General features: G+C 26.6%; 17 protein-coding genes. 10 read left to right on the top strand and 7 right to left on the bottom strand.

The genetic code is table 11. From position 1 onward, the window contains the following. Positions 1–55: 55 nt before the first annotated feature. Positions 56–1,099, bottom strand: a complete 1,044-nt coding sequence (gene lpxB, locus AMRN_RS13515; RefSeq protein ID WP_099309889.1) for a lipid-A-disaccharide synthase — start codon at positions 1,097–1,099, stop codon at positions 56–58. Then, positions 1,096–2,169 carry an epoxyqueuosine reductase QueH gene (locus AMRN_RS13510; RefSeq protein ID WP_099309888.1) on the bottom strand — a complete coding sequence of 358 codons (1,074 nt, stop codon included), beginning with the start codon at positions 2,167–2,169 and terminating at the stop codon, positions 1,096–1,098. The genes lpxB and AMRN_RS13510 overlap by 4 nt, the downstream gene beginning before the upstream one ends. A gap of 169 nt (positions 2,170–2,338) precedes the next feature. Here AMRN_RS13510 and AMRN_RS13505 point away from each other — a divergent pair, with 169 nt between their 5' ends. Beyond that, positions 2,339–2,614 carry a hypothetical protein gene (locus tag AMRN_RS13505; RefSeq protein ID WP_079577595.1) on the top strand — a complete coding sequence of 92 codons (276 nt, stop codon included), beginning with the start codon at positions 2,339–2,341 and terminating at the stop codon, positions 2,612–2,614. A gap of 60 nt (positions 2,615–2,674) precedes the next feature. On the opposite strand, the gene AMRN_RS13500 is transcribed toward AMRN_RS13505, so the two are convergent. The 4 genes from AMRN_RS13500 to AMRN_RS13485 form a co-directional block, all read right to left on the bottom strand. Then, the gene (locus AMRN_RS13500; RefSeq protein ID WP_129501787.1) at positions 2,675–2,983 is read right to left on the bottom strand and encodes a hypothetical protein; all 309 of its coding nucleotides are present in this window, start codon (positions 2,981–2,983) and stop codon (positions 2,675–2,677) included. A 71-nt stretch (positions 2,984–3,054) separates the two neighbouring features. Then, the gene (locus AMRN_RS13495) at positions 3,055–4,023 is read right to left on the bottom strand and encodes a hypothetical protein (protein ID WP_099309886.1); all 969 of its coding nucleotides are present in this window, start codon (positions 4,021–4,023) and stop codon (positions 3,055–3,057) included. Between the two features lie 193 nt (positions 4,024–4,216). Beyond that, complete coding sequence (locus AMRN_RS13490) at positions 4,217–6,175, bottom strand: EAL domain-containing protein (RefSeq protein WP_099309885.1); 1,959 nt, start codon at positions 6,173–6,175, stop codon at positions 4,217–4,219. 88 nt (positions 6,176–6,263) lie between these two features. After that, the gene (locus tag AMRN_RS13485; protein ID WP_099309884.1) at positions 6,264–7,469 is read right to left on the bottom strand and encodes an NAD(P)/FAD-dependent oxidoreductase; all 1,206 of its coding nucleotides are present in this window, start codon (positions 7,467–7,469) and stop codon (positions 6,264–6,266) included. A gap of 250 nt (positions 7,470–7,719) precedes the next feature. Between AMRN_RS13485 and nfo the strand changes: the two genes are divergently transcribed. The 4 genes from nfo to AMRN_RS13465 all read left to right on the top strand — a co-directional run bounded on the left by nfo (position 7,720) and on the right by AMRN_RS13465 (position 12,244). After that, complete coding sequence (gene nfo, locus AMRN_RS13480) at positions 7,720–8,565, top strand: deoxyribonuclease IV (RefSeq protein WP_099309883.1); 846 nt, start codon at positions 7,720–7,722, stop codon at positions 8,563–8,565. 28 nt (positions 8,566–8,593) lie between these two features. Further along, entirely contained in the window at positions 8,594–9,283 is a 690-nt protein-coding gene (locus tag AMRN_RS13475; protein ID WP_099309882.1) for an HNH endonuclease, read from the top strand. A gap of 88 nt (positions 9,284–9,371) precedes the next feature. Continuing rightward, a complete protein-coding gene (locus AMRN_RS13470; RefSeq protein ID WP_099309881.1) occupies positions 9,372–11,201 on the top strand; it encodes an ABC-F family ATP-binding cassette domain-containing protein in 1,830 nt (609 codons plus the stop codon). A 116-nt stretch (positions 11,202–11,317) separates the two neighbouring features. Beyond that, on the top strand, positions 11,318–12,244 hold the full coding sequence (locus tag AMRN_RS13465; RefSeq protein ID WP_099309880.1) for an AEC family transporter: 927 nt from the start codon (positions 11,318–11,320) through the stop codon (positions 12,242–12,244). Positions 12,245–12,264: 20 nt separating this feature from the next. On the opposite strand, the gene AMRN_RS13460 is transcribed toward AMRN_RS13465, so the two are convergent. Continuing rightward, positions 12,265–14,664, bottom strand: a complete 2,400-nt coding sequence (locus AMRN_RS13460) for an SEL1-like repeat protein (protein WP_099309879.1) — start codon at positions 14,662–14,664, stop codon at positions 12,265–12,267. A 312-nt stretch (positions 14,665–14,976) separates the two neighbouring features. Here AMRN_RS13460 and AMRN_RS13455 point away from each other — a divergent pair, with 312 nt between their 5' ends. The 5 genes from AMRN_RS13455 (at position 14,977) to AMRN_RS13435 (ending at position 18,961) form a co-directional block, all read left to right on the top strand. Beyond that, positions 14,977–15,330: a hypothetical protein gene (locus AMRN_RS13455; RefSeq protein WP_099309878.1), complete on the top strand. Its 354-nt coding sequence runs from the start codon at positions 14,977–14,979 to the stop codon at positions 15,328–15,330. Next, complete coding sequence (locus AMRN_RS13450) at positions 15,323–17,059, top strand: ATP-binding protein (RefSeq protein ID WP_099309877.1); 1,737 nt, start codon at positions 15,323–15,325, stop codon at positions 17,057–17,059. Before AMRN_RS13455 ends, AMRN_RS13450 begins: the two co-directional genes overlap by 8 nt. Positions 17,060–17,274: 215 nt before the next feature. Further along, positions 17,275–17,664, top strand: a complete 390-nt coding sequence (locus AMRN_RS13445; RefSeq protein ID WP_079577576.1) for an NAD(P)H-quinone oxidoreductase subunit 3 — start codon at positions 17,275–17,277, stop codon at positions 17,662–17,664. Further along, a complete protein-coding gene (locus AMRN_RS13440) occupies positions 17,646–18,155 on the top strand; it encodes a NuoB/complex I 20 kDa subunit family protein (protein ID WP_079577575.1) in 510 nt (169 codons plus the stop codon). Before AMRN_RS13445 ends, AMRN_RS13440 begins: the two co-directional genes overlap by 19 nt. After that, positions 18,152–18,961, top strand: a complete 810-nt coding sequence (locus AMRN_RS13435) for an NADH-quinone oxidoreductase subunit C (protein WP_099309876.1) — start codon at positions 18,152–18,154, stop codon at positions 18,959–18,961. Before AMRN_RS13440 ends, AMRN_RS13435 begins: the two co-directional genes overlap by 4 nt. Position 18,962: the final 1 nt, after the last annotated feature.

The raw sequence follows: 18,962 nt of genomic DNA, 5'->3' as shown, positions 1-18,962 counted from the left end.
TTATTATCCTAATATTGTGTGTTTAAAATAGTCACATATTTTAGCTAAAAAAAAATTAGTTTTGTATTATTTGAGCAACATTTTTTGAACTACCATTTTTTAAATATTCTCTTAACACTTTTGAATTATCTAAAAATCTATTTTTGTTCATATTTGTGTATTCATCTAAAAGATTTTTACTAGTAACTTCTTCTTGAAAAAATTCTTTATGAATTGCATTTTTCCCCATTTTGTCAAAAAAGATATTTGCTAAACCAATATATGGAAGTTTTACAAACATTCTTCCTAAAAAATAGTCAAATTTTTTAGCTACATAGGACATGACAAAAGGAGTTCCAATTAAACTTGCTTCAAGTGTTGCTGTTCCTGAACAAATAAAACCAAACTCTGCATCTATTAAACTTTGATGAGCATCATTTGAAACAACAAAATCACTTATATCTCCATAAGTTTTTTTGATGTATGCATCATCAAATTTTGAAGGAATAATTAATATGTGTTGTTTATTTGGAATGGATCTTGCAATTTGCCTAAATACTGACATGTGATTTATTATTTCTGTTTTTCTACTACCTGGCATAAAAACAATTTTATCTGTTTTTTCATATGAGTGTTTAAATTGTGTTATCTCATCTAAAAGTGGATGTCCAACATAACTTATCATCTTTTTATTTGAGTATAATTCTTGCTCAAAAGGAATAATTGAACAAAGTTTTGTGCAGTATTGTTGAAGTTTTTCAACTCTTTTTTTCTTCCATGCCCAAGCTTGAGGTAATATATAGTAAATAATCTCTTTATTTGGATAAGTTTGTTTTAATTTTTTTGCTAAAGGAAGGTTAAACCCTGAGCTATCCATAAGTAAAACTTTATCGCAATCTTTTGCAAGTTCTACTAACTCATCTCTTAATTTAAAAAAAAATTTTAATTTTTTTAATGCATCTATAAATCCCATAATTGCAAGGGCAGTTAGATCATAAATAGGATTTCCTAACTCTTTATCAAATACACCAACAAGTTCAATATCTTCATTAAGATGTTTCTTTAACTCTTTTAAGTGAATATTTGATGAAGTCTCTAATGCACTTACTAAAATTTTCATATAATCTCTTCCTTTACATCATCATAAGTTTGTGTGTTTAGTTCTATTTCAAATTTACCTTCAATTATCTCATCAAGTACAATAACTGCACTTAAATCATATGCATTATTTAATATCTTATTCCTAACTTCTAATTCTTCTTGAAAGTTTAAAGGATTGTAGATTAACTCTTTTACATTTTTGTATGAACTTTTTGTTAAGGTATTAAATGTATCTAGTGTTATGACTTTAATTTCTTCTCTATTTAAATAATGAATACCATCTTTACAATACTCAACTCTTCCATTTGTTTTTGTTCTATTTATAGTTGAATAGCATAAAAAATAAGATGGAACAGTCTTTTTATTTATATCAACTTTTCCATTAAATAAACGATAATTTAAAAATCTTTGTTTTATTATCTTATATTCTTGATTTTTTTCTTCAAGTTCATTTCTTTTTTTATAAAGTTCAAGTCTTTGCTCAATTGATTCTGGAAGTATTTGATTTGAGATAGGATTAAACATCTCATCCATCACTTTTTTCTGTGCTTCTCTTTGTGGAGTTAATCCAAATAAACAACCACAATAATTTTGTCTATAAAGTGAGTGTTGTTTTACTACTTGTCCTTGAACTTGGGTACCATTTCCTGCTCTATAATCTTTGAATATAAACTCTAATCCTGTCTCATCTTGTAGCTTTGCACCTATTTTTTCAAGTTTTTCTTGTGATTTTTTAGGAGATATTAATAGTGTTGTTGTAAATTTATCATGACCTAACTCTATAGCTTTTTTTACACTATTTTCTAATCTATCATCATAACAAACTGTGCATCTATCACCTTTTTCAGGAAGATGTTCCATACCTTTTACTTTTTTTAACCATTGTTCTAAATTATATGGACCCTCAAGAAGTTTAATACCTAATTTTTTACATGAATACTCTACATCTAAATATCTTAATCTATACTCACCATATGGATGAATATTTGGGTCATAAAAATATCCAATTAACTCTTCATTTGGGTACTCTTCTTGAATCTTTTCTAAAAAGTAGTGACTATCTACTGAACAACAAATATGAACTAACAAAACAAACCTTTAATCTTATTTTTTCGCAATTATAGTAAAATAATCCAAAACAAAAGGAAAAGCTATAAATAAGTATATTTTTTTAATCATTACTTTACTTTTTAGTGCATGTGCAGTAAAACAACCAGTTAAAAGTAGCAGTGCTACAATTCTTATAAAAACTCCAACTATGAGATTTTATGATACTGGATTTATAAATAAATATCAAGATTTTACACAAGTTCAAATTTTTACTGCTGGTAAGAGTATATTAAATCTAAAAATGTATAAAAATCAAATATGTAGTGATACTTTTAGTTGCTTAGATTATAAAAGTTTTAATAAACAATATTTAAGTAGTACTTATAAAAAAGATTTTATCAAAAAACTTTTTGAAAAAGATGATAAAAATATCATCTTTAGAGATAGACAAAATAGTATTTTGATAAAAGTTAGAAAGAATTAGTTTAAACAATAGTGATGATTCTCACTTTGTTTTCACTAACTTCTTCTTTTATTAAACTTTTTAATTTTTAGATTTCCTCCAACCAAACTGAGATTTTGGTTTGAGTTTATCTTTCATATTTACATAAGTAGCTTCACCTGTTTGAGAATCAATACTTACTCCTGAAAGTTTTACTTCTGGAATCTTTGGATTATAATATGGAGTAAAAATATATTTATCATTTATAATAAAAAATAGAGGAGAACCAATAACTTTTTCTTCATTTTCTTCATAATATTTCAATTGTAAGTCCCAAGCTTTTTCTAAATTAATCGGAGCTTTTTTAACAAATTCTTCAAATTCTGGTGTCCCATATGCGATTATTTTCATTTTATCTTCCCCTTTAGTACAAGATGATAGTAGTAAAACTATTAATATTATAGCTAAATAGCTTTTTAATTTTATGGATTCCAATCTTCTGCCTCCTTTTTAATAAGTGTTATTATAGCTTTTTCATTTTTATGTTGGAATGATGTACTTTTTATCTCTGTTTGTAAATCTTCAAGAATTCCATCAGGAGTTAAAGTATCCCAATCAATATTATTAATACCCCCGTAAGCTAAAGCTTTTTTAACTGTTGTTGTACATTGTTCTCCTGTCCAAGGTTTAATACTATATATTTTTAAATGTTTATATCTATCTTTCCACCATTCAAGTATTCTATTTGATTGAGATTTTTTTATATAAAACTCTATTTTATATACTGTTCCATACACATTATTATTCCTCCAATTTGAGGATATAAAACTTAATACTTGAGATAAAGTTACATTTTTGGGTTCTTTTGAAATCATTTCAGCCCACCAAGGACGACCTGGAGCAAAATAGAATCCAGCATTTGGTATATCATCAATTTTTACATTATCTTCCATATCACCATCTTGATTTAAATCTGCTTGATATATTTCTTCATTAAATATTTTGTTGTTACTATAATCAGGCCCATAATCAAAAAAACGATTTCCAATTGCCATTGCTGTATGTCCAGCTAAACCTTTTGCTCCCCATCCTGTTTCTTTTGAATGGGGAAGTTCAACTATAATAGTAATTTTTTCTTCACCTTCAATTACTTCTATCCAAACTTCTTTTTCATACTCTCTTGTTATCTCTCCATCATCATCTGCATCAATCCATCCTGAAACATATTTAACTTTTGAGGAGTCTATATTTAACTCATTTGATAAGCTTAAGATTGTAAATCTTTTTTCTACGTTTGTATTTTCTTGTACTTTTTCTTTATACTCTTTTTGTTTTAATATTTTTTTATTTTCATCATAAAGTTTTAGGATTACTTTTACTTCTTGTCCTATTTGTACATTTACTGTTCTTGCTGTCAGTTTTATTTTATCATCTAATTTTTTACTTGTCATCTTTAAATCCTAAGTTACTTATATAATTAATTACATTGTTATATGTAAGTCTAATTTTAAAGGTATACTTATTTTTAATTCACTAATAGTGATATTGTCTTTGAGCTTAAAGTATCTTTTAAAAGTAATAGAAAATATTATCTAATAATAAGTTATAAAATTATTAATAAAGTTGGAAAGAATTAGTTAGCTACTAGTCTAAACTAGTAGGTTCACCAAAGTAGTATCCTTGAGAGTAATGTATTCCTATCTCTTTTACTTTTTCATATACATTTTTTGAGTGAATAAATTCTGCTATTGTTTCTATTCCCATTTTATTAGCAAAATCTATAATTGTTTCAGTTACCATTTGAGAATTTCTATTTGTGTCAATATCTCTTATCATTGAGGCATCTATTTTTATATAATCAACTTTTAATTTCATTAAATATTCAAAGTTTGAGTATCCTGTACCAAAATCATCAATAGAGATTTGGCAACCATAGTGCTTAACATCTTCAATAAAATTAAGTACTTCATCAAAGTTTTCAATTCCTTCTGATTCAATAAGTTCAAATACAACTCTTTGTCCAGAATTCGAAACTTTTAAGTGTTTGATTATGTAGTCATAAACTTCTTTATTTAAAATATCATCAACATTTAAATTTATAGATATTTTTTTGTCTATTTTACTTAATACTTCAAATGTTTTTTTAATCATTATCATTGTTAGCTGAGGATAAAGTTTATTTTTCTTAGCTAAATTTAAAAAATGAATAGGCGATATAAGTTCACCGTTTTTATCAACCATTCTTATTAATGATTCATATTTTACTACTTCTTGAGTTTTTGTATCAACAATTGGTTGGAACAATGGAATAAATCTATCTTCTTTTATTGCATCTTTAATTTTTTTACCCCATTTAAGATTTTGTTCATATTCATGCTCTATTTTCATAGAAGAATCATAAAGGATAAATTTTTGTCTTTTTCTCTTTGCAATTTTTAATGCTATATCTGCATTTGTAAGTAAAGCTTCATTGCCTAAGGCAATACCAATAGATACATTTACATGGGCTTCATTGTCTTCTTTTACTACAAATGCATTTTTTTCTATGCTTTCTATTAGATATAAGGCTAAACTTTTTAACTCTTCTAAAGATAGATCTTGTTCATAATATAGTGCATATTCATCAGCGTGAAGTTTAAATAATGTTGAAGATTTTGGTGAGTTTTCTTCTAATATATTTGAAATATAAACTAATAGTTCATTCCCAACTTCATCACCATATAAATCATTTATTTCTTGAAATTTATCTATATTTATAAGCATTAACGAAGCATATTTATCTCCATTTACTATTTCAAGAAGTTTTTTTCTATTTGGAAGGTCAGTTAATTCATCATTGTAAAATTGATATTCTAAAGAGTCTAGCATATTGTTAAATACTTTTTGCATAGAAGTTATTTCTTTGATTTTATTATCTATTTTTACTCTTTGTTTTATATCTTTATTTTCAGAAATATCATTTATTTTATCTACAAATATTTTTATAGGTTTTACTAAGTATTTGTCAAATTCAAAGTATAAAGATAAAAACACAATAAGAGAAAACATAACAATAAACAAAGCAAAAAAGTTTATCATTGTAGATAGTGATATTTTTAAATCATTTATTGGGTAAGAGATATCTATAACTCCAAGAACATCATCTTCTTTGGCATTTGTATGGCACTTAAGACATTGTTGTTCTGCGATAATTGGATAAAAGAATTGAATCATACTATCATCTATGATGTTTAAAACTTCTTCACTTTTCAAAGCTTGTTTTACAAAAGGATTTGCTTTTCTTGCTTTTGCATCTGATTTTATATCTCCATAAACTTCTGCAACAATTGGGCTTCTATAAACATTTACAATCATCTCATCATCAATTGTATTTATTCTATCAATAATATTTTTTAAGTCTTCTTTTGTCCAGCCTTTTTCCATCGCTGAATATAGAGATTGAAATACTAGTTTGCTGGTTTTTTTAGCATCAATCTTAGTTAGTTTTTCAATAGCATCTCTTTTTAAATACTCTCCATAAATAAAAGCTACTGAAAGTGTAATCACGAGTGTAAGAAGAATAATTTTTGTGATAAGATTCTTATATGTTATTGCTTTTTCCATTAGTGCCCAAAATTATTTTATTTACTAGTATTGTATACATTTGTTACTTAAGGTATTATTTTATTATAAAATAGCCCAGTTAGGCTATTTAATGCTGAAACTTTCTAAATCTGCTATAGCCTATATTAATAAGTTTAAGTAAAGGTCTTCTATATGAATGGAAAACAAATTTTTTAATGTAATATGCAAGTTTACCCTTTACATGAATAAGTCCAAAAAGATTTCCTGCTGCATATTCACCACCAAGTGCAATAAGTATTCCATCAAGTTTAGGATTAGTTTTAACTAGAGGTTTATTTTCAAGTGATTTTAAAACATTTTTTCCTGCTAATGAACCACTAATTCTAGCAATAGTAACATTTGGAGGCATTATTTCATCATCATTATTTCTAATTTCTGCAATATCTCCTATTGCATAGATATTTTCGTGCTCAAGTACTTGCATATGTTCATTTACAATAACTTGCCCTTTTTGGTTTGTTTTTATATCTAACTCAGAAGTAAGAGGAGAAGCTTCTACCCCACCAGTAAAAATAACAAAAGAGTGATTTATTCTTGTACCATTTGATAAAAAACAGTAACCATCTTCTACTTTTTCAAGTTTTGTATTAGTTATTATATTTATTCCTAAAGATTTTAATCTTTCTTGTGAAATATTTATAAGTTGTTGGCTAAGTCCTGGTAATATACTAGCTGAACTACTTACTAAAGATATCTTTAGATTCTCACAAGAGAAATTTCCTCTTTTAAAAAATTTATTTGAAAAGTATGCCATCTCTGCTGCAATTTCAACCCCTGATAAACCAGCGCCAACTACAAGAATACGCGTGTCTGCACACTGTTTTGCTTCATTCTTAATTTTTTCAAATAGTTGTTTCTCAAAACTTTGTTTAAAAACAATTGCTCTGTGAAGTTTTTTTATATCATCAGCGTGATTTAATCCAGATACTTGTGGAGGGAAAAAAGTCCTTGTTCCAGCTGCTAATATTAGATAATCAAACTCAACAATCTCTTTTTCTTCAGTGTAGATTTTTTTATCTTTTTTATCTATTTTTCTTACTTTTAAATTCTTAAATTCTAGGTGGTTGTGATCAAATCCCATACATAAGGTAGTTAAATCAATCGTAACATCTGCAAAATTTGATTTATTTGCGATTAGATCATAAACTTCTGGTTGTAAATTGTGATATGTATGTTTATCAATAAGTGTTATTTTGATATTTTTATTTTTAACCAATTCTCTTAATGCATAAATTCCTGCATATCCACCACCAATGATTACTATTTTTTTCATTAATGTTGCCCTTTTATCTTTTTTATATAACTCTTAATTTTAAAACAAATAGTAATTAAGAGTTAAAATATATTAATTAATTGCTTTGATTAAAACATGTTTTACATAAAAAGGAGTTGTCAAGTAAGATATAGTTTAAATACTTCAAATAATTTAAACTTTCATATAGTTTGTGAAATTTTATAGTTTTAAAACTATATTTTCTTTAAAGAAGCATTTTTGTATTATATTTTTAAAAATAGGAAATATAATGAAATATGTTGGAGCTCATGTAAGTGCAAGTGGTGGAGTTTATAATGCACCAATAAATGCAAAAGAGTTAGGATGTAAAGCTTTTGCTTTATTTGTAAAAAACCAAAGACAATGGAGAGCAAAAGATTTTGATACAAAAACTTTAGATAAGTGGTTTGAAGAGTTAGAAAAAAGTGGTGTTCAAACAAAACATATCTTACCTCATGATAGTTATTTAATCAATCTTGGACATCCAGAAGAAGAAAAAAGACAAAAATCACTTGATGGTTTTTTGCATGAAATACAAAGATGTGAAATATTAAAACTTGATAGATTAAACTTTCATCCAGGAAGTCACTTAAGAAAAATAAGTGAAGATGAGTGTTTAGATAGAATTGCACTATCTTTAAATCAAGCAATAGATGAGACAAATGATGTAAAACTTGTTATTGAAAATACAGCAGGTCAAGGAAGTAACTTAGGGTATAAATTTGAACATTTGGCATACTTAATTGATAAAATTGAAGATAAAAGTAGAATTGGTGTATGTATTGATACATGTCATATGTTTACAGCTGGATATGATATAAGAACTAAAGAAGCTTATGATAAAACATGGAAAGAGTTTGATGAAATAGTAGGCTCAAAATATCTTATGGGAATGCATATAAATGATTCAAAACCAGAACTTGGAAGTAGAGTGGATAGACACCATAGCCTTGGAATGGGACAAATAGGTTGGGATGCCTTTAAGTTTATTATGAATGATGAAAGAATGGATGATATCCCTTTAGTTCTTGAAACAATTGATGAAACAATTTGGAAAGAAGAGATACAATCACTTTATGATTTGGTTGAGAAGTAAAGATTTAGAATAAATTAATAGGAACTCTATGAAAATTAATGAAAAGTATTTAGAATCATTAAAAAGTTTTGATGATTATGTAACTGTTTCAGAGTGGGCAGAAGAAGTTGTTAAAAAATATCCAGAAATTCTAAAAAAAGCTGAAAAGAATGTTATTAATCATAAAGTACCTACAAGTGCACTACAGCAAGTTACTCGTCAAATAAGTTCTGAAATCACTAGAGGTAAATATGCCGAGTACATTAAAATAGATGATACAGAACGACCTCGTAGAGTAAAATATATTTCAAAAGAGGAATTAGATGAGAATACTACTCAGGATATTGAAGAAGATTTAGAGCCTTTAAATAGAAAAGAGATAGAAAAATATTCTGAAGATAAAATGGCTTTAAAAGAGTTATATCGCCTTGATGAGTTTAGAAATATCCAAAAGGCTTTTAAAACATTTTTTAAACTTGATTTTGAACTTGACCATGCAAAAGCACTTTTAAATAAGCAAGATGCAGGAGAACATCATCCTGATAACTTTCAACTTATTCTAAAATATCACAATGGTAAAAAATCAAATAATAATTGGAAAAGATTTACTATAAAAGAGCAAATAGAATATATAGAAAAAGCGATTGAATTACAAAGTTTGTTAGCTTCAAGATTGGATATAGTAATTGATAAAGCTATCTTAGATTCAATTCTTTCAAGATTAAAAGCAGTTTATTAAAATCAAAGTCGTAAAAGCACCATTTAGATAGAATATGATTTCTATTGATAAAAACAATAAATACAATAATATGAAAAAGAATATTTAAATGATACAACTATCAAATATAACAAAAAAATTTGGAACAAAAGAGCTTTTTTCTGATTTGAGTTTTAGATTAAACTCAGGAAATAGGGTAGGTTTAGTAGGTAGAAATGGTTCTGGTAAATCTACTTTATTTAAACTTATTTTGCAAGAAGAGTCTTGTGATGCGGGGGAGATATTAATTCCTAAAGGCTATAAGATTGGTGCTTTGAAACAACATCTTGAGTTTACCAAAAAGAGTTTAAGAGATGAGACTGCACTTGCTTTAAGTGAAGAGGATAAATATAGTATTTACAAAGTTGAAAAGATACTTTTTGGTTTGGGTTTTTCAAAAGAGGATTTAGAAAAAGATCCTTTATCTTTTTCAGGTGGTTATCAAATAAGAATTAATTTAGCAAAGCTATTGATTACTGAACCAAATCTTTTACTTTTAGATGAGCCTACTAACTACTTGGATATTTTATCTTTAAGATGGTTGAAAAACTTCTTAAAAAATTTTGATGGTGAAGTTATTCTTATTACCCATGATAGGGATTTCATGGATGCTATTACTACTCATACTATGGGAATTATTAGAAAAAGTCTATTTATTTTAGAGGGTAATACTCATAAGTTTTATGAACAAATTGAAGCAAATGATGAACACCATGAAAAGCAAAAGATTGCACAAGATAAAAAAAGAAAAGAGCTAGAGGAGTTTATTGCCAAAAACAAAGCAAGAGCTTCAACAGCAGCCCAAGCACAATCTAAAGTAAAACTATTAGAAAAGATGGATGAGATGGAGGATATAGTGCATGAAGCAACTATTGATTTTGATTTCAATTTTAAAAATACACCTGCAAAAGTATTATTAGATGTAAAAGATTTAAGCTTTGGATATACAAAAGATAATATTTTATTTAAAAATATCTCTTTTTCTTTAAATAAGTCAGAAACCTTGGGAATTATAGGTAAAAATGGTAAGGGTAAATCAACTTTATTAAATACTATTGCACAAGAGCTAAAACAAATAGATGGAACGGTAACTTATCATACTTCTACTTCATTTGCTCACTTTGGTCAAACAAATATCTCACATTTAAATCCAAAAAATACAATTATGGATGAGGTGTATCTTGGTAATTCAAAGTTACCAGAATCTACTGTTAGAAGTATTTGTGGTTCTATGATGTTTAGTGGAGATGATGTAAAGAAAAAAATATCATTACTTTCAGGTGGAGAAAAAAGTAGAGTTATGTTGGCTCAAATTTTAGCAAGAGATGTAAATCTTCTATTTTTAGATGAGCCTACAAACCACTTAGATATGCAATCAATAGACTCTTTGACAAAAGCTATTAAAAATTTTGAGGGTTCTTGTATTATTGTTACTCATAGTGAAGAACTATTGCGTCAAGTGTGTGATAGATTGATTGTGTTTGCAAAAGATGAAGCTATTTATTTTGATGGAACATATGATGAGTTTTTAGAAAAAATTGGTTGGGAAGACGAAGAAGTTGAAGAAAAAGTAAAAAAAGCTCCCAAGGTAAATAAAAAAGAGAATAAAAAAATAAGAGCTGCACTTATTCAAGAAAGAAATAAACAAACAAACCCTTTGAAAAAAGAAGTTGATAAATATGAGCAAAGAATCATACAGTTAGAAGATTTGATACAAAAAGAACAAGCAGAACTTATTCAAGCTTCAAATGCAGGAGATAATAGTAAGATAATTGAACTATCTCAAATAATTCTAAATTATGAAAAAGAAGTTGAAGAGAAGTTTGAAAAGCTTGAAGAAACTCAATTAAACCTTGATGCCATAATTCATGAATATGATGTAAAATTAGAAGAGATTTAATTTTTTAATCTTATGAAAAATTAAATTTTATTTATAAGAATATAGCTTAATTAAAAATATAAATAAAGGTTGTATAATCAACTTTTATTTTACAATTAATTGCTGTAGGAGAGTTTATGCAAACTATTGTAGTGGCACTTTTGCCTATATTTTTTCTTATACTACTTGGATATACTTTCAAAAAAATAGAGTTTCCAAGTTTAGAGTTTTGGCAGTATGCAGATAAATTTACTTATTATGCTCTTTTCCCTGCTTTATTAATATACAAACTATCAACTGCCTCTTTAGATGATATTAATGGAGTATCTTTTGTCTCAACAGGCTTGGTAACACTTGTTGTTTTAAGTATCTTTTTAATGTTTCTTTCAAAATATGTTTTTCTTTTTGAAGGTAAGGCTTTTACTTCTGTATATCAAGGTGCAATAAGATTTAATAGTTATGTTTTTTTAGCTTTAACAGATGCACTTTTTGGTGATAGTGGTTTAGTCTTAGCAGCTCTTCTTATGACTTTTATGATACCTGCTATAAATATACTTTGCATAGCAATCTTTTCAATATATGCTTCAAATAATAAGATAAATATAAAATCCTTTACTAAATCAATTTTAAAGAATCCTTTGATTTTAGGGTGTGTTATTGGTGGATTATTAAACTATTTTGGCATAAGTTTATTTACTCCTATTGAAAATACTCTTGGTATATTAAGTTCAGCAGCCTTACCATTAGGGCTTTTATCTGTTGGAGTTGGACTTCATATAAAGCATATAAAAGAGGTAAAATTAGAACTATTTAGTTCTTTATTTTTAAAACTAGCAATTTTCCCTGTAGTTATATTTTTTATTGGAACAAATTTTGGTATTACAGGTCAAGCTTTAACTATTTTAGTTTTATTTGGTTCGATGCCAACAGCTTCTAGTGCTTATATTCTTGCAAGGGAATTAGGGGGAGATTTGAAACTAATGTCTGCAATTATTACAACACAAACATTAGTTTCCATTTTTACAATTTCAACAATCTTGATGCTATTTCAAGACTATTTTTAAAGTAAGTAAGAAGTTCTTACTTACTTGATTAATTTTAGTTGAGTTTTAGCCTTTTTATAATTTGAAACTTTTAAGTAAGCTTTTGCTTTTTTCAAATCTTTTTCTATTTCACCTTTACCATATTGATAAATAATACCTATATTGTATGCAGCAATACCTTTTTGAGTTTTATCATCACTATTTCTAAAAGCTTTTTCATAGTATTTTAAAGCAGTTTTCACATCTTTTTTACCTAATAAACCTTTTTCATAAATAATCCCAAGTTCAATACTAGCACTAGCATATCCTCTTTCATCAGAAATTTTATAATATTTTACTGCTTCTTTATAATCTTTTTTATCATTGTAATATTCACCTAAATGAAAAGAAGCATATTTGTCATATCTATAAATTATTTTGAAAAGAGCTACTGCTTTTTCCATATCTTTTTTTACTGCATATCCCTTTTTATAAAAAACTCCAAGAAGATTTATAGAAGCGCTATTTCTTTCTTTTGCTCCTAGCTCTAAATACTCTTTTGCTTTTTCATAATTAAGTTCAATTATTTGCCCTTTATAGTCATCATTTTTGTAATATAACCAAGCAAGATTATAGTACGCTGATGTATAACCTTTTTTTGCAGCTTTTTCATAATACTCTTTAGCTTTTAATAAATCTATATCAACACCTTTTCCATAGTGATATGACCAAGCAATATTTGCATAATCTCTAGCTGAACCTCTTTTTTCTAAAAGTAGTTTAGAGTATTTAAAGCCTTTTTTATAGTTGACAATAGAGTCACTATCTTTACAACTTCCACAAAGGTAAAGATTTACAAGTCTATTAATTGAGTCTATATTTCCTTTTGAAGCTAAATCTTCATAAATTGCAAGACCTTTTTCAGGCTCTTTTTTGAAATCTTTAAGGTAATACGGAGGTTTTATATATAATTCTGCAAGCAGTCTTGTAGCTTCTAGGTCACCTCTTTTATGAAGATCTTCATACACTTTAATAGCTTCATTATATTTTTGTTGTTTTGAACTAAGATAAAATCTAGCAAGATTTTTTGCACTTTTTACATCACCTGCTGCTACACCCTTTTTGTAATATTCAAGCGCAATCTCAGGTTTTCTATATTTATTATATAAAGCTGATTTTCTAAGTTCTAAGATATCTGTTTTTTCATTTGTTGGAAGATCTTTTAATTTCTCTTTTGTTTCATTGAAGTAATTTCTATAGCTATATGAAGAAGTTAATTTTTTCTCTAACTCTTTTTTTAGTTCAATATCATCACTTTTTAAAATATAATCTTGCCATTTAAGAGTTAGTTTGTACTCTTCTGGATTGAAGTTATATTTTGATGGTTTTTTAGTAGCAAGTTCTAAAATTGCTTCTTTGTTTCCATCTTTTGCTAATTCATTATATATAGCATTTGCTTTTTGGTCAAATCTTTTTTTATCATAATATTTAGCAACAAATAGTTTACCTTCATTTGATTCTTCTAATTTTGATTTTATCTCAAAGAATTTGTTCATTAATTCTGGTTTTTCAGAGTAATATTTTAATAACTCTGCTGCTGCTTCTTTGTGTTTTAAAAGTGCTGCTTTTTCTAAGTATTTTGAAGCTTCATCTTTATTTCTTTTTAGTTTTTGTTTATAGTTGCCTTTTTTATACATTCTTGCAATTTCATAATATGCTTGTGCATTTGTATTATCTATTTTAAGACCAGCTTTATATGCTCTAATCGCTTCTTTATATTTATAATATCTTTGTAATTTATTTGCAAGAAGAAAAATCTTTTCTGAATCTTTTGTGTCAATCGTTTCATTAATAAAGCTATTTACTTCATTTGTCTTATTTTTGTATGCAGCACTTCTTAGATTTTTAATTGCAACTTCAAATGGCTCTTTGTAACCTTTTTTATCCATAACTTCTTTAATAGTAGCTAATTGATTTCTCTTATATTTGTTATTATAAAAAATATATAAATCAGCTAATTGTTTTTCTGATAGCTCATCAATTACTTTTTCTTGTAAAACTTTTGCTTTTTCATATTTGTAGTTTTTAGTATAATACTTAATAAGCTCAACAGTTGCATCTTTACTATTAAGTTCTATGGCTTTTTCATAAAGCTTTACAGTTTTAGCTTTACCATTTATGAACATATCATTATATTCTTCATAAATTTTTGCAATTTCTGTTAAATTTTCTGAACTTTTTACATTTAAAAGTTGTTTGTACCATTTGTTAAAATAGTATAATCCCTCTTTTGTTTTAGGGAAATTATAGTTTTTTGCTAATGAAAGAATCGCTTTTGTATCCCCATCATTTGCATCTTCAATTAATTCTTGTTTTGGCTTTACTTTACTTGTATCTAATCCAAGGTTCGCACACCCTGTAAAAAGTAATAAAGCAATAACTATTGATGATAAAAATTTCATATATCTCCTATCCTTTTTTGGTTTTTTTGAGTATAAATACCACCTAAGTTAGATTAACTAACTTCTTTGAATACTAAAATTTATAAGATATAAAACTATTAATTCTTCTTTAATTCTATAAATAAATATATAGTATATTTATAAGAAATAGAATTAAAAAGTTTGGTTTTAAAACTTATTGATAATAAAAATCAAATAATATGAAAACTAATCTTAAATTAAGATATAAGCCTATAAATATTTATATTTTAAAGCTCATAGATAGTTAAGAGATATTAATGTATTATCTTAAATTAATTAAAAAGAGGTGCTATGATTTTTATATTTTTTTTTAGTTTTATCGTTGTTTTATTAGTGGGTTTAAATATATACGATAATATGAATCTTAATAAACTAAAAGAGTACATTAAAAAGCAAGATTGTCAAATGTATATTTATTCAAAAGGTTCATATAAAGCTATTTGTCAAAACAAAGTTTTGGTTTTAAAGAATAGTTTTGAAATTGATTTGGATAAAAATAAAGTAGAGATTTTATACAAAAATATAAAAGAGACAAAGATTGAACAAAATAGTATTTTTATTAATGATACTAAGCTAGATTTTAGAGAAAAGAATAGTTTAGAAAAATTTTACAATTTATTACAGGATAAGTTAAACAATGAATGAAATAATCGAGTTTATTAAAGCAAAAGATGTAAGTAAAACAGCATTTTTTGCACAACTAAAATGTACTATTGAAGAAGCAAAAATACTTCAATTTCTTACAAAAGAGTATATTATTGGAAGAGATTCTTTAGTTGTTGTAGATGTTTTAAGTGAATTTTATGATGTAAAAAGTTTCGAGCATCTTTATAAAGTAGAAGAGATTAAATCACTTTTAGAACTTGGTTGGTTAGTTCACAATAGTTTTGAACATGTAAAAATTAGTGATATTTCAAAATTAGAGTTGTTAAATTCAAATATTTCTTTATCAACTGCATTTCTAAAACTTTTAGAAGAGGGGTCTTTAGAGTTTGTATTGCCAGAGATAAAAAAATATAGTGACCATTTAGAGTATCTGCAAGATCAATTTTTTAAAATTGATTTAGCAAAACAATTAAACATGGTAAAAAGAAATTTTGATGAGAATTCACCTAATAGAAATAGATTAAAATCAAAACTATTAATGCTTGAAAATAGAATAAAAGAGAGAGTTAAAGTTACAGAAAAAGATATTATGCTTGAAGATTTTTTTAAAGAGCACTCTTTAGAAGAACAAGAGCAAACAATATTTTTAGCACTTTTAAAAGAAGAATATTCAGGTGGTGATGGAACAATTAGAGATATGAACTCTTTAATTGAACTAATCTCAAGTGATGATTATGAAAAAATAAAATATAGAAGTTTGCTAGAAGAGAGTTCAAAATTAGTTTCAAAAAATTTAATTGATTATGATGAAGTTTTAACTCCTTTTGGAGGAATAAATAGAAACTTTTTTATTCCAGATGAGATTTTATATAAAATCTCTCATCCAACAAAGAAAAAGTCAAGAAGATCGAAATTAAAATTAAATACTGTTATAAAAGAACAAGACATGTTTGAGCTTATCTCAACTACTAAAACTTTAGAAGATGTAGTTTTAAATGATAAGACTAAAGAGACATTAAATTCACTTTTAAAGCAAGTAGATAAAAATGTTTTAAATAAGTTAAAACAGTGGGGCATAAAAGAGAAAAGAAGAGGAATTGATGCAAGGATTATTTTTTATGGTTTTGCAGGGACAGGAAAGACCCTAACAGCACTTGCTTTAGCAAAATCATTAAAAAGAGAAGTATTAAGTTTTGACTGTAGTAAGATATTATCTATGTATGTGGGTGAGAGTGAAAAAAATGTTAGAAGTATTTTTGATACATATAAAGATTTAGTAGAAAAAACAAAATCAGAACCAGTTTTACTTTTAAATGAAGCAGATCAATTTTTAAGTGCAAGAAGTAGTGGTTCAAATAGTGGAAGTGAAAAAATGCATAATCAAATGCAAAATATTTTCTTAGAACAAATTGAAAGATTTGATGGTATTTTAATAGCAACAACAAACCTTTTAGAGTCAATTGATACTGCATTCTCAAGAAGATTTAATTATAAAATTGAATTTAAAAAACCAACTTTAAAGCAAAGAGAAGAGCTTTGGAAAAAACTATTACCTGAAAAACTACCTTTAAGTGATGATTTTGATTTAGAGCAATTATTATCATATGAACTTACAGGTGGTCAAATAGAATTAGTTATAAAAAATACTGCTTATAAAGTCGCTTTAGATGAAGAGCCTATTTTTACAGTTGAGGCTTTTAAAGACCAAATTGAAAAAGAGTTAAAAGGTAATTTTGATAGTGAAAATAAAATGGGATTTATGAGCTAAAATATTTATAAGTTAAAGTAATCTTTATCTTAAGTTAATATAATTTAAAGTTTAAGTGATTGATTTCTTTGGTTTTAAAAATAGTTTAAAAAAATTTATTTAATTTAAGCAAAAAGCCCATAGTAGCATAAGTATAGCTTTAGTAGATATTAGATAGGATTAAAAAAATAATTAATCAACTTTTAAGTGTAAAAATTAGATCTTAAGGATATATGATGTCACATATGGAGTTTTCCCATCCGTATTTTGGTGTATTTGTTATGTTTGTTTTAACATTCACTGCTTTTATCTTAACTGTATATCTTGCAAGAGTAATAAGTAGAAAGATTGCAAGATTAAATACTGAAAAATTAAAAGTATCCTTATATGAGTGTGGACCTGAGGTTACTAAACAACCCAATACAATATCAGTACAATTTTATCTAATGGCATTATTATTTATTCTTTTTGATATTGAAATAATATTTATGTTTCCTTGGGCAATTAACTTTCAAATATTAGGTTGGTTTGGTTTTGTTGAAATGATATTATTTATTTTACTTTTAACAATTGGTTTTATATATGCATGGAAAAAAGGAGCCTTAGAATGGCACAGCATAAAGTAAACTATTTAGCTGATGGAGGAGCTCCTATTGCTCTAACAACAGTAGATAAACTTGTAAACTGGGGTAGAAGTAACTCTTTATGGCCTTTGACTTATGGACTTGCATGTTGTGCAATTGAGATGATGGCAACAGGTGCTTCAAGATATGATTTTGATAGATTTGGGACAATTTTTAGAGCAAGTCCTAGACAAGCTGATGTTATTGTAATAGCTGGAACATTAACTAAGAAACATGCTGAATTTATGAGAAGACTTTATGACCAAATGCCTGATCCAAAGTGGGTTATATCTATGGGTTCATGTGCAAATACAGGAGGTATGTTTAATACATATGCAACTGTTCAAGGTGCAGATAGAATAGTTCCTGTTGATATATATTTACCTGGATGTGCACCACGACCTGAAAGTTTGCAATACGCACTTATGATGCTTCAAAAAAAGATTAGAAAAGAATCAATCTTTAGATCAATCAAGAAAAAGAGGTTAGTATGAGAGAATACAAACCAAAAGATGATGTACAAAATAAATCATATTTTAGTGATAGGTTTTATATTACTCCATCAATTCCTAAAGTTGATGTTTGTCAAGATAAAATCTTTTTAGATGATGTAGAATTACTCTCTTCAAAAGTAAAAATACTTGATAAGTATATACAAAAAGAGCATTTGGTTATTTACATAAATCCAAAAGAGAATATAAATGCAATTGAGATTTTAAAAAATGAACTTCAATACGATATGCTTATTGATATTTCTGCTATTGATTATATTTCATCAAAGGGTGGCTTTGAAATTTTTTATGAATTTTTATCAATGAGTAAGCATAAAAGATTAAGACTTAAGTGTTTCATAGAAGAAAAAGAAGAGTTAAACTCTGTTTATTCACTTTTTAAAATGGCAAATTGGTCAGAAAGGGAGATGTATGATATGTATGGAGTAAAAATCATAAATCATCCAAATATGAAAAGAATACTAATGCCAAATGATTGGCATGATCATCCTTTGAGAAAAACATATCCTTTACATGGTGATGAAGCTGCATCGTGGTATGAAGTAGATAAGATTTTTGGAAAAGAAGCAAGGGAAATAATAGGTCCAGAAATTAGAGATGCTGCTGCTATTGATAGATATGATACTACAAGATTTGCAAGATTAGGTCATGAGGTTCCTTATGGCACAGATATTACTGATGGAAAAGAGCCAGAGCATACACCACTTGCTTATCAAGAAGAAGGTGGAGTTAAACTTATCAAAAAATTCAAAGAAGAAGATTCTGTGACTTTAAAAGAAAGAAGGTAAA

Source organism: Malaciobacter marinus, assembly GCF_003544855.1.
GTDB classification, from domain to species: Bacteria; Campylobacterota; Campylobacteria; order Campylobacterales; family Arcobacteraceae; genus Malaciobacter; species Malaciobacter marinus.
Note: the sequence above shows the minus strand (reverse complement) of the source record. Positions and strands in the feature narration are given on the sequence as shown.